Consider the following 11,438-nt stretch of genomic DNA (forward strand, 5'->3'; position numbering starts at 1 on the left):
CTCCCCGAGCAGCAGCGTGGCGACGCCCAGCTGCGTGGTCGCCACCCACGACGCGGTGATGATGTCGCTGGCCGACCGGGTGCTGACCATCAGCGACGGCCGGGTCTCGGGCTAGTGGCCTGATGCTGCTGCTCGCCCTCCGACGCCTCCGGGCCCAGCGCCGCCTGGTCGCCGCGGTCCTCCTGCTCGTCGCGACCGCGACCACGCAGCTGGGCGTCGCCACGCTGCTGCTCGGGGAGACGCAGGAGCGCGCGTTCGCAGTGGCGGTCGCGCGGTCGCAGCCGCAGGACGTGGAGGTCACCGCCTTCCTCGTCGACCTGGCCGGCGCGGACCTCGCCTCCGCCCGGGACGTGGCGCAGGAGGTGGTGCGCGGCGTCCTCGGCCCGATGGACCCGACCGTGACCAGCCACGCCTCGTCGCGGATGCGCTCGTTCGCCGAGGGCGAGGGGCTCGGCTACCTCGGCACCACGGACGCCCTGCCGCAGCGGGCGGACCTGACGTCCGGTCGCTGGCCGGGGGCGGGGGGCAGCGGCGGCGTGCTCGAGACGGTCCTGCCCGACAGCGCCGCGAGCCGCCTGGGCCTCACCGTGGGTGACCGGGTGCGCCTCGACGGGGAGACCGGGATGGGCGGCGTCGACGATGCGGTGCGGATGGTGGTGGTCGGCACCTTCCGCCCGCGGGCCCGGTCGGGCTGGGACGGCGACCTACTCGCAGGGGCCGGTGTCGACCCGGCCTACAGCGACGGCACCGACCCGGCTCCGGCGTACGGGCCGTTCATGGTCGACGACGCGTCCTTCCGCGCCAGCGGTTCGGCCGTCTACAGCCTGAGGGTGACCGCGCGCCCCGACCTCGGGCTGGCCGAGAGCAGCTCCCTGGACGACGCCGCGACCGCGCTGCGGTCCGCGTCCGCCCTGCTGTCCGCGCGGGTCGGCGACCGGGTGCGGATCACCCGCGTGGCGTCGGACCTGCCCCTGACGTATGACCGGCTCCAGTCCGAGCGGAGCGCCGCACGCTCCACGGTGCTGGTGGTGCTGCTGCTCGGGACCGCGATGTCGCTGGCCGGCCTCCTCCTGGCCGGTCGCCTGGTCGCCGGTGTCCGTGACGACGAGCGAGCCCTGCTGGTCACCCTCGGGCTGAGTCGCGCCCAGCAGCTGAGGACCGCGCTGCTCGAGGGGTTCCTGGTCGCGGCGGGCGCCACCGTGCTCGCCGTGCCGGCCGCGGCCGTCGCGCACTCGGGCCTGACCCATCTACCGGCGATGCGGGCGGCCGGTGTCACCCAGGGAGTGACGGTCGGGTGGGAGCTCTCCGTCACGGGTCTCGTGGGCGCTCTCCTGATGACGGTCGCCCTCGTCCTCCCGGCGTTGGACCTCGCCCCGTCCGCGGCGCCCAGCCGGTGGCGCACGACCGCTCGGTCGGGTGTCGACCTGCTGCTGGTGGTCGCCGTGGCCGCGGCCTGGTGGCAGCTGCGGGCCCGGCCGGCGACGGTGGCCGGTGACGCCGACGTCGGGCTCACCGTGGCGCCGGTCGTGTTCGTCCTCGGGCTCGTCCTGCTGCTGGTACGCGGCCTGCCGATCCTGACCCGCCTCGCGGCCCGGGGGGCTCTCCGCTCGCGCACGCTGGTCCTGCCCCTGGCGGCGGTCCAGGCGGCCCGCCGGCCGGAGAGCCTCGCCGCGATGCTGCTGCTCGCGACCGCGGCTGCAGCGTCGACGTTCGGGGCCTCCTTCCACGCGACCTGGGAGCGCTCCCAGCAGGACCAGGCCGACCTGCGGGCCGGCACGGACCTGTCGCTCGTGCTGCCGGCGCCGCCGGGAGCGGACGAGGCGGCTGCGGTGATGACGGCGCTCTCGGAGATCGGCGAGCCCGTCGTGTCGGCCGTGGCCGTGCGCCCGCTCGCCCTGGGTCGGTACGTCGGGGAGCCGGGCTCGCCTCCGGTGCTGGTCGCCCTCGACTCGCGGGACGCCGGCGAGCTCCTGCGGGGCCGGCTCGACGGGGACCGGACCTGGGCGGACGTGGGAACGTTGCTGCGGGCCGAGGCCGAGCTGGGCGGAGTGACGCTGCCGAGGGGGCTGTCGGGGATCGAGCTGGTGGGGACGGCTCCCGCCGGGTCGGCGATCTCCGCGACGCCGACGGCGGTGCTCCAGGACGCCGCGGGGCTGCGCAGTGCGGTCGTCGCGGAGCCGGTGCCGGTCGACGGTCGGTCGCACCCGGTGCGCTGGCAGGGCGATCCCGGGTCCGGACAGCTGGTCGCGCTGCGCCTCCAGCTGGACCAGGTCCCGCGGGACGAGCCCGCCGCTGAGGACACCGCCGAGATCTCCCTGGCCCTCACCCTGCCGACCCTGCCGACCGAGGCGACCGAGGCGACCGAGGCGACCACCGGCGGTGGCTCCGGTTGGGAGGTGCGGCCGCTCGAGGGTCAGGGCCCGGTTCGCGGGGCCTCGGTCTCGGTCGAGCCGGCGGCGGCCGGGGTCGTGCTGCGCTCGGTCGTGACGCTCGACCTGACCTATCTCGCCTACACCGGCGCCGATCTGCTGGCGACCGCCTTCGCGGCGCCGCCGGTCGTCCCGGTCGCGGTGTCCCAGCAGCTCGTGGACGCCGTCGGCGCCGAGGTCGGCGACACGATCTCCGCGACCGTAGGACCGGCCGTCCTGCCCCTCGAGGTCATGGCGGTGCTGCCGACCATCCCCTCGGCTCCGGGCCGGACCGCGGTCCTGGCCGACATCGACACCCTCTCCCGGGCGTTGATCCACGAGGGTCGCCTCGACCCGGCCGTGGACGGGTGGTGGGTCGCCCGGCCCACACCGGGCACCGAACGCGCGCTCCGCGACCTCGACCTGGGTGACGTCACCACCCGGGACGCCGTCGCCGCGGAGCTCGTCCGTGGCCCGATGCGGGTGACCGTGCCGGCCGCCCTCCTCGTGCTCGTGGTCACCGCGGTCGTCCTGCTCGTCGCCGGTGTCGGCCTGGTGGTGGGTGGGGACCGCCGACGGCGCGCGGACGAGGTGGCCAGGCTGCGCGCCCTGGGCCTGACCCGTCGGGAGGTCCGGCGGGTCCTCGTCGTCGAGCACGCCGCGCTCCTCGTCCCACTCGTCCTGCTGGGGTCGCTCGCGGGTACGGCCGCGGGGCTTGGCATCGGCCCCGGCCTGGTCCGCTCCGACCTCGGCGTCGCCCCGGTGCCCCCGGCGGTCGTGGTGTGGCCGTGGGTGTCCGAGCTCGCGCTGGTCGGCGGGCTCCTCCTGGCCGGGCTCGTCGTCGTGGCCGCGATCACCGCGGCGCGCGTACGGCGGTCGGACCCGGCCGGCCTCCGGACGGTCGACTCGTGAGGCCGCCGTGGAGGCCGCACGGTCCGACCATCCTCGGCCGGGCGCGCACCGATGCCCGGCTGTTGCTGCTGACCGGGCTCGTGATCGCCCTCGTCTCGGCCTTCACCGCGGCCGTCGGGCCGTTGACCGAGCGGGCCGCCGACCGGGCGATCGCCGAGGCGGTCCGCGACGCGGGCGACCGGTCCGCCGTGGTGGCGACGTTCCCGCGCGAGGACGAGGACCCGCGGGGCCAGACCCGGCACCCGCTCGCGGCGGTCGAGCTCCGCCAGGACACCGACTACGCCCGGTTCACGATGCCGCCCGAGCTGGCCGCGGTGGTGCGACCCGGTGTCGCCAGCCTGTCGACGACCTCGTTGCAGCTGCTCGACGCCGGTCCGGGGCGCTACCTCCGGCTCGTCTACCTCGACCCTCCCGACGGCGGGCCGGCGGTCACGTACGTCGCGGGCGGCCCGCCCGAGGGCACGGTGGGCCCGGACCAGGCCGACGTCACGGTGCCTGCCGGTGCTGAACCCTGGCCGGTCCAGGTCGCGGTGTCCGAGGCGGTGGCGGCGGCGCTCTCCCTCCAGCCGGGCGACCGCCTGCCCTCGCAGGACGAGCAGGCGAGACCGGTCGACATCCGGGTCAGCGGGGTCTTCGCGGCCACCTCGGTGGCCGACGACGCGTGGCGGACCACGCCCGAGCTGCTGACCCCCGTGCAGGGGGTCACCGAGGGTGTCGAGCGCACGTCCGCCGCTGCCCTGGTCTCGGAGGCATCGCTGCCGGACCTGCGGCTCGCCGTGCCCGTCGACGACCTGACCCAGCGCGTCTCGTTCGCCCCCCAGCCGTCGAGGCTCGGTTGGGGGGAGTCGGCGGAGCTGGCCCGAGCCGTGGTGTCCCTCAAGGCCTCGGCGGGGCTGGCGCGCGGACGGGTCTCCTGGCGGAGCGGGCTCGACTCGGTCCTCGACGACGGCCGCGGCGACGTGGCGGCGGCCCGCGGTCAGGCCGATGTCCTGCTGGTGGGGCTGAACGCCGGTGCGCTCCTCGTCCTGCTGCTGGCGGCGCAGCTCCTCGCAGGGCGCCGCGCCGCCTCCGTGGCGCTGGCCCGCGAGCGGGGCGCCTCGTTGACGGGTGTCGGAGCCGAGCTCGTCGTCGAGTCACTCGCCGTGGCGGCCGCCGGGGTGACCGCCGGGCTGCTCGTCACCCGCACGCTGGTCGGGGAGGCCCGGTGGGGCTGGTCCGTGCCGGTCCTGGTCGTCGCGTCCTTCGCCGTGCCGCTGCTGGGTGCCGTCAGCGCGGCGCGGGCCACGGACGTCCGCCGGTCACCCGCCAACCGCGGCGCCCGGCGCCTCGCGGCCCGTTCGCGGCGGGTCCAGCGGTACCTGCTGGAGCTGGCCGTCCTCGCAGTGGCCGCGCTGACCCTGGCCGCGCTCCACCAACGAGGGGTGACGGGCGGTGACGACGGTGGCGGGGACCTGGTGGCGGCCAGCGCGGCGACGTGGTGGGCCGTCGCCGGTGCCCTCGTCCTGGTCCGGGCACTGCCCCCGGTGGTCCGGTTCCTGCTTGTGCGCTCGCGTGGTTCGGGACGCGTCCGGTTCTTCGCGCTCGCGGCCATGGCGCAGTCGGGTTCCCGGGTCCTGCCGCAGCTCCTGGTCGTCGTCGCCGTCTCCCAGCTGACCCTGGGCCTGGCCCTGGTGGCCACCGAACACCGGGGGCAGTCCGCCGGCGCCCTGCTCGCGGTCGGCGGCGACGCCCGGCTCACCAGCACCCCCGACCGAGCGCTGCTGGACACCGCCGCGGCGGTCGCGGCCGAGCCCGGGGTCCGGGTCGCCGTCGCCGGTCGGGTCGAGGACGGCGTCCGAGCCTCTTCGAGGCAGAGCGCGGCCACGGTCCGCCTGGTCGCCGTGGACGCCGGCGCCTACGAGGAGCTGCTGTCCTCCAGCCCGCTCCCGGACGCGCCGGACCTGGCCCGGCTCCGGGACCGGTCCGGCGACCGGCCCGGCGGGGACGGGGTGGCGGCGTTGGTGCTCGGTGGCGACCCAGGACTCCGGGACCGGATGGTCGTGCGGTGGGAGGACACCACCATCCCGCTCGACGTCGTGGGTGTCGCGCCGCGGGTCGACGGCTCGCCGGACCCGGTGGTCCTGGTCGATGCCACGGCGTTCACCGCCGCCGGCGCTGCCGCGGCGGATCCCGACACGGTGTGGGCGGTCGGACCGGGTGCCGCGTCGGCGGTCCGGGCCGCGGCCGGGCCGTCCGCGACCGTCACGCTGTACGCCGACGAGCTCGACGCCCGCCGGGACGCCCCCCTGGCGTCGGGACTGGTGACGCTGGCCGGCGCCGGGTCCGCGCTCCTGCTCCTGGTCGCGGTCCTGGGTGTCGTCCTCGCCGCGGGGGTCGACCGGCCGTCGCGCACGACCGCCCTCGGCCGACTGCGCTCGCTCGGTCTCCGGGACCGCGACCTGTGGCGGGTCCTGGTCGCCGAGCTGATGACTCCCGTGGCGATCAGTGCGGTCGCCGGCCTGGTCCTGGGGGTCGGGGCCGCCGCCGCGACGTTCGGGTCCCTGGACCTCGAGCGGGTCACCGGCGAGAGCGGGTCGCCGGTGCTGGTGCTGCCGTGGTGGCCGCTCCCGGCCGCGGTCGTCCTGTGCCTCGCCGTGCTGGTCGTCTCCGGGATCGAGTCGACCCGGCTTCGCCGCGCGTCGCTCGCACAGCTGCTCCGCGCCGGTGACGGCCGAGCGTGACCGCCTCGTCACCGGACGCATCACCGGACGGCGATCGGGCACCTGTCCCTCGTGACCTCTCTCAAGGCCCTCGTCCTGGTCTGCACGCTCAAGCCCTCTCCCGCCGAGTCGAGCTCCGTGCTGCTCGGCCAGCAGGTCCTCGACGCGCTCGGCGCCCTGGAGGACCACGACGTGAGCGGCGAGCTGGTGCGGGTGGTCGACCACCAGGTCCGGTTCGGCGTCAGCACCGACGAGGGGGACGGTGACGAGTGGCCGGGCATCAGGGAGAAGATGCTCGCCGCCGACATCCTGGTGGTCGCCACCCCGATCTGGATGGGACAGCCGTCCTCGGTGAGCAAGATGGTGCTGGAGCGCCTCGACGCCGAGCTCAGCGAGACCGACGACGAGGGCCGGATGCTCACCTACGGCAAGGTCGGCGTCGTCGCCGTCGTGGGCAACGAGGACGGCGCCCACCACACCAGCGCCGAGGTGTTCCAGGCCCTCAACGACGTCGGCTTCACGATCCCGGCCGCCGGCGTGACCTACTGGGTCGGCGAGGCCATGCAGGGGACCGACTACCTCGAGCACGACGAGACGCCCGAGAAGACGGCGGAGACGACGAAGACGGTGGCCGCCAACGCCGCGCACCTGGCCGCGCTGCTCAAGGCCGCGGAGTACCCGGCCTGAGCCCCGGGGCGGCCCCCACGTCAGCCGCCCAGCATCTCCGAGGCGTTCTCGGCCAGCCACGCGAGCAGCGGAACGAGCCGGTCGGCCAGCTCCCTGCCGAGCGGGGTCAGGGAGTACTCCACATGGGGCGGGACGACGGCCAGGGCCTCCCGGTGCACGAGGCCGTCCTCCTCGAGGGTGCGCAGGGTCTGGGCGAGCATCTTCTCGCTGACCCCTTCGGCCCGGCGGCGTAGCTCGCTCCAGCGCAGCGGCTCGCCGTCGGACAGCGCCGCGATCAGCAGCGGCGCCCACTTGCTCATCACGTGGTCGAGCACGGTGCGGGTGGGGCAGCCCGCGACGAACGCGTCGTCGGGGAAGGCCGAGGCGAGACTTACCATCAGGACAGTACCTTACCAAAGAGTGCGTACTCTCCCATGGGAAGTATGGTTCCTCGCCCGGGGTTGTGGCTGCGACAGCCACCATCTCCGCCCCCGAAAGGCGCCACCATGACCCTCCTCGTCACCGGCACCAGCGGCCACCTCGGCCGGCTCACCGTCCACGCCCTCCTCGCCCGCGGCGTCGAGCCCTCGGGCATCGTCGCCACCGCCCGCAGCACCGAGGCGGTGAAGGACCTCGCCGACCTCGGCGTCGAGACCCGGGTCGCCGACTACGACGACCCGGCGTCGTTGGCCGCCGCGCTCGCCGGCGTCGACCGCGTGCTGCTGGTCTCGGGCACCGACGTCGGCAACCGCGTGGCCCAGCACCGCAACGTGGTCGACGCCGCCGCCGAGGCCGGTGTCTCCCTGATCGGCTACACCAGCATCCTCGGCGGTACGGGCACGGGGCTCGCCCTGGCGGCGGACCACGGAGCGACCGAGGACTACCTCGCGGACTCAGGGCTCCCGCACGTCCTGCTGCGCAACGGCTGGTACCTCGAGAACTACCACGAGAACACTGCCGTCCCGCTCCAGCTCGGCACGGTCTACGGCGCCGCCGGCGACGGCCGCGTCAGTGCCGCGACCCGCGCCGACTTCGCCGAGGCCGCCGCGGTGGTGATGACCTCGGACGGCCAGGCCGGCCGGACCTACGAGCTGGCCGGCGACACGGGCTTCACGATGGGCGAGTACGCCGCCGCCCTCAGCTCGGCCTCCGGGCGCGAGATCACCTACACCGACCTCCCCGCCGACGAGTACGCCGCAGCGCTGGTCGCCGGAGGAGTCCCGGCGCCGTTCGCCGACGTCCTCGCTGACAGCGACCGCGGCATCGCCCGCGGCGCCCTCGAGGACACCTCGGGAACGCTGAGCCGCCTCATCGGGCGGCCGACGACCTCGCTCGCGCAGGCGCTGGGGACCGTGGCCTGACCGACACAGTCATCCGGCGAGGAAGGCGGTCAGCAGGGCTGCGGTCTCCTCGGGCGACTCCTCGGGCAGGAAGTGGCCCCCGGGGACCGACTGTCCGTCGACGAGGTCGTCGCGGGCGGCGTACCGGCGCCACACGTCCAGCGGGTCGTAGCGCGCGCCCACCAAGCCCTCGGCGCCCCACAGCACGAGGGTCGGGCACCCCACGCGCGCACCCGCCTCCCAGGTCGCCTCGTCGTCGGCCAGGTCCACGGTCGCGCCGGCGCGGTAGTCCTCGGTGCTGGCGTGGATCGACTCGCGGTCGAAACAGCGCAGGTAGTCGGCGACGGCCTCGTCGTCGAAGCGGGCGTCGGCACCCGACCACTGCCGCAGCTTGGTGCGCAGCCAGTGCTCGGGAGCGCCGCCGATCAGCACCTCGGGCAGGTCGTTCTCCTGCGCCAGGAAGAACCAGTGGTCGTAGGACAGCGCCAGCACCTTGTCGACCTCGGCGAACACGTGCCGGGTCGGCACGATGTCGAGCACGGCAAGGTGGGTGACCTGCTCGGGGTGGTCGAGCACCAGCCGGTGGGCGACGCGCGCCCCGCGGTCGTGGCCGACCACGGCGTACCGCTCGTGCCCGAGCCGGGCCATGAGCTCGCTCTGGTCCGTGGCCGTGGCCCGCTTGGAGTACGTGCGGTGCTCGGCGTCCGAGGGCGGCCTGTCGCTGTCGCCGTAGCCGCGGAGGTCGGCCGCCACCACGGTGTGCGCCTCGGCCAGCCCGGGCGCCACCCGGTGCCACATCACGTGCGTCTGGGGGTAGCCGTGCAGGAGCAGCACCGCCGGGCCGCTGCCGCCCACCCGGGCATGGATGCGCACTCCGGCAACCTCGACGTCGACGTCCTCGAACCCCTCGAACATGTCTCGTGCCTACAGCCCGGGTCCAAGGCCGCGAGCGCGGGCTACCCGAGCGCCGCGTCGAAGCGGGCCCGGACGTCGGCCAGCCGCTCCACCGGCTCGTTGGCGTAGACCAGCCTGAGATAGCGGTCGCCGGAGGGTCCCCAGCCGGTCATACCGGTCGCCGCGACCCGTCCGCGGGTGAAGAGCCGCTCCGATGCCTCGCCGGGCGTCATCCCCAGCTCGGCGCAGTCGACGAGGAGCGACCAGCCGCCGTCCGGCGGCACCAGCGGGTAGCCGGCGAGCTCGCGGCACAGGTGGGCGGCGCGCTCCCGCCAGACCGCCGTGGCCGCCGCGACGTCCGCGTCGGCGTCCGGTGCGGCGAGAGCCAGTGCGACGGCCTCCTGGGCCAGTCCTACCTGGCAGACGACGTTGCTGAGGCCGACGAGGTTGACGTCGTGCAGGATCGCCGGCGGCCCGACCACCCACCCCACGCGCCAGCCGATCATCCGGAGCTCCTTGGAGGCGGAGCCGACCGTGATGGTGCGGTCGGCCAACCCGGGCACGGACGCGGGGTGCTCGGGCGCGCGTCCGTCGAACCGGATCCGCTCCATCGCGGCGTCGTAGACGAGCCACGCGTCGCTCCGCTCCAGGGCGGTGGCCAGCGCCTGCCAGTGCCGGCGCCCGAGGAGGCCGCCGGTCGGCATCGCCGGCGACATCATCAGGACGGCGGCGGTGCGGGGACCCACGGCCGCCGCGAGCTGGTCCGGGTCGAGCCGCCAGCCGGCTGCCGTGGGCCGGTACGCCACGAACCTCGGGATCCCGCCGGCGAGGCGGATCCGGTTGACCAGCCCGGCGTAGATGGGGTCGGCGACCACCACCTCCTCGCCCGGCTCCACGGTGGCCAGGAGGGCGTTGAGCACGCCGTTGAGGCCGCCCGCCGTCACCACGCAGCTCACCTCCGGGTCGTACTCGATGCCGGCGAGCCGGCCCACGTGGGCCGCGGCCGCCGCCCGGAGGGAGCGGCCGCCCTGGAACGGCAGGTAGCTGTTGGCCGCGTCCTCGTCGACGGCGGCACGGGTCCGCGCCAGCGCCACGGCAGGAGGCCTGAGGTCGGTGTCGAGGTTCTCCAGCCTCAGCATCGACGCGTCCCCGAGGGCGTCCGCGCGGTCGCCGATGCTGTCGACGCCGATGCCCGGGATGTGCGCGAGTCGGCTCACGGTCATGCTGGCTCCTCAAGGTTCTGTATACAGAACCTACGATGAGGGGGTGGCCGCCCGTCAAGTCCCTTCGCGCCCGTCGACCGACGCAGACCTGCTGGCTGGGGAGGTGGGACACCGGATCCGCACGCTCCGGACCGACGCCGGGATCTCGCTGGCGGTGCTCGCCGCGGAGAGCCGGCTCGGCAAGGGCACGCTCTCCGAGCTGGAACGCGGGCAGCGGAACCCCACGCTGGACACCCTGTACGCCGTGGCGACCGCGTTGCGGGTGCCGCTCAGTGACCTGCTGGTCGACGGTGACCCGGGTACGAGCGGACGCGCCCTGCGCGCTGCGCCGGCCCGGGGCCGGAGCGTCGTGGCGCAGCTGCTGGACCGGTGGGGCGACGACGACGGGTTCTGCGAGGTCTACCGGGTCAGACTGGAGGACCGGGTCCAGAGGTCCGCGCCGCACCTGGCCGGCGTGGTCGAGACGCTCACGGTGGTGGGCGGCACCGTCGAGGTGGGCGCCGCCGACGACCCGAGGACCATCACGACCGCCGAGTCACACACGTTCCCGGGCGACGTACCCCATCTCTACCGTGGTGTCGGCGGAGTGGCGACCGGTGTGCTCACGATGTACTACCCGGGTCCCCCAGGCTCGTGAGGACTGGGAGCCGCCTGTCGGAATCGAACCGACGACCTATTCATTACGAGTGAATCGCTCTACCGACTGAGCTAAGGCGGCGTGCTGCCCGGGACTCGACCTCATGGCCCGGGCAACCCGCGGAAGTATACGGAGGCGCGGCGGTGGCGCCGAACTCGCGACCGGGCATCCCGGGCGGGCAGACCTTGGTCGGGGCGCCGCCGACCTTCGGCCGATGGCCGGGTCGTCCCGACGCGGAACCATGGAGGCATGCGCCCGCCGCCCGCGTCCGAGCTCGTCGCCCGTCAGTCACCGCGCTTCCCGAGCCTGGCCCTGGCCGCGGTGGAGGAGGACGGCAGCGTGGTCACCCTGGCCGGCCGCACGCCTCCTGCCGCGACCACGCTGTTCCAGATCGGCTCGGTCACCAAGGTCTTCACGGCCCTGGTGCTGGCCCGCCATGTCGTCCGCGGAGACGTCACCCTCGACCAGCCGGTCGCCGAGCTCCTCCCCGACGACTGGCGCTGGCCCGAGGGACGGCCCATCACGCTCGGTGAGCTGGCCACCCACTCCTCGGGACTCCCGCGGATCCCTCCCGGCATGTGGGGCAAGGTCCTGAGCCGCGACCCGGACCCCTACGCCGACATCGGCGCGGACGACCTCGCCGCGGCACTGCCCCGCTG

Annotated in this window: 9 protein-coding genes and 1 tRNA gene; 6 read left to right on the forward strand and 4 right to left on the reverse strand. The window is 75.1% G+C overall.

Going from position 1 to position 11,438, the window contains the following annotated elements; translation table 11 throughout:
• The first annotated feature begins 122 nt into the window (after nucleotides 1-122).
• The 3 genes from JHD21_RS16220 to JHD21_RS16230 are packed head-to-tail and all read left to right on the forward strand — an operon-like array spanning nucleotide 123 to nucleotide 6,706.
• Entirely contained in the window at nucleotides 123-3,320 is a 3,198-nt protein-coding gene (locus JHD21_RS16220; RefSeq protein WP_292677309.1) for an FtsX-like permease family protein, read from the forward strand.
• Nucleotides 3,317-6,040 carry an ABC transporter permease gene (locus JHD21_RS16225; RefSeq protein WP_292677310.1) on the forward strand — a complete coding sequence of 908 codons (2,724 nt, stop codon included), beginning with the start codon at nucleotides 3,317-3,319 and terminating at the stop codon, nucleotides 6,038-6,040. Before JHD21_RS16220 ends, JHD21_RS16225 begins: the two co-directional genes overlap by 4 nt.
• 51 nt (nucleotides 6,041-6,091) lie before the next feature.
• Nucleotides 6,092-6,706, forward strand: coding sequence for an NAD(P)H-dependent oxidoreductase (locus JHD21_RS16230; protein WP_292677312.1), 615 nt, complete (start codon nucleotides 6,092-6,094; stop codon nucleotides 6,704-6,706).
• A 20-nt stretch (nucleotides 6,707-6,726) separates the two neighbouring features.
• On the opposite strand, the gene JHD21_RS16235 is transcribed toward JHD21_RS16230, so the two are convergent.
• On the reverse strand, nucleotides 6,727-7,083 hold the full coding sequence (locus tag JHD21_RS16235; protein WP_292677314.1) for a helix-turn-helix domain-containing protein: 357 nt from the start codon (nucleotides 7,081-7,083) through the stop codon (nucleotides 6,727-6,729).
• Between the two features lie 108 nt (nucleotides 7,084-7,191).
• Between JHD21_RS16235 and JHD21_RS16240 the strand changes: the two genes are divergently transcribed.
• Nucleotides 7,192-8,046, forward strand: a complete 855-nt coding sequence (locus JHD21_RS16240; protein WP_292677316.1) for an SDR family oxidoreductase — start codon at nucleotides 7,192-7,194, stop codon at nucleotides 8,044-8,046.
• A 9-nt stretch (nucleotides 8,047-8,055) separates the two neighbouring features.
• Here JHD21_RS16240 and JHD21_RS16245 read toward each other — a convergent pair whose 3' ends face one another.
• Nucleotides 8,056-8,940, reverse strand: coding sequence for an alpha/beta hydrolase (locus JHD21_RS16245; protein ID WP_292677318.1), 885 nt, complete (start codon nucleotides 8,938-8,940; stop codon nucleotides 8,056-8,058).
• A gap of 41 nt (nucleotides 8,941-8,981) precedes the next feature.
• The gene (locus JHD21_RS16250) at nucleotides 8,982-10,142 is read right to left on the reverse strand and encodes a pyridoxal phosphate-dependent aminotransferase (protein ID WP_292677320.1); all 1,161 of its coding nucleotides are present in this window, start codon (nucleotides 10,140-10,142) and stop codon (nucleotides 8,982-8,984) included.
• 103 nt (nucleotides 10,143-10,245) lie between these two features.
• Here JHD21_RS16250 and JHD21_RS16255 point away from each other — a divergent pair, with 103 nt between their 5' ends.
• The gene (locus JHD21_RS16255; protein WP_292677323.1) at nucleotides 10,246-10,779 is read left to right on the forward strand and encodes an XRE family transcriptional regulator; all 534 of its coding nucleotides are present in this window, start codon (nucleotides 10,246-10,248) and stop codon (nucleotides 10,777-10,779) included.
• A gap of 8 nt (nucleotides 10,780-10,787) precedes the next feature.
• On the opposite strand, the gene JHD21_RS16260 is transcribed toward JHD21_RS16255, so the two are convergent.
• Nucleotides 10,788-10,860: transfer RNA gene (locus tag JHD21_RS16260), tRNA-Thr, on the reverse strand.
• A gap of 168 nt (nucleotides 10,861-11,028) precedes the next feature.
• Between JHD21_RS16260 and JHD21_RS16265 the strand changes: the two genes are divergently transcribed.
• A partial coding sequence (locus tag JHD21_RS16265) for a serine hydrolase domain-containing protein (RefSeq protein WP_292677325.1) occupies nucleotides 11,029-11,438 on the forward strand: 410 nt, incomplete at its 3' end.

Source organism: Nocardioides sp. (genome assembly GCF_016462705.1).
GTDB lineage: Bacteria > Actinomycetota > Actinomycetes > Propionibacteriales > Nocardioidaceae > Nocardioides.

Excerpts from the sequence above, each read along its gene's own strand:
- JHD21_RS16220 (WP_292677309.1), top strand. The coding sequence starts at position 123 with ATGCTGCTGCTCGCCCTCCGACGCCTCCGGGCCCAGCGCCGCCTGGTC.
- JHD21_RS16235 (WP_292677314.1), bottom strand. The coding sequence starts at position 7,083 with ATGGTAAGTCTCGCCTCGGCCTTCCCCGACGACGCGTTCGTCGCGGGC.
- JHD21_RS16240 (WP_292677316.1), top strand. The coding sequence starts at position 7,192 with ATGACCCTCCTCGTCACCGGCACCAGCGGCCACCTCGGCCGGCTCACC.
- JHD21_RS16245 (WP_292677318.1), bottom strand. The coding sequence starts at position 8,940 with ATGTTCGAGGGGTTCGAGGACGTCGACGTCGAGGTTGCCGGAGTGCGC.
- JHD21_RS16250 (WP_292677320.1), bottom strand. The coding sequence starts at position 10,142 with ATGACCGTGAGCCGACTCGCGCACATCCCGGGCATCGGCGTCGACAGC.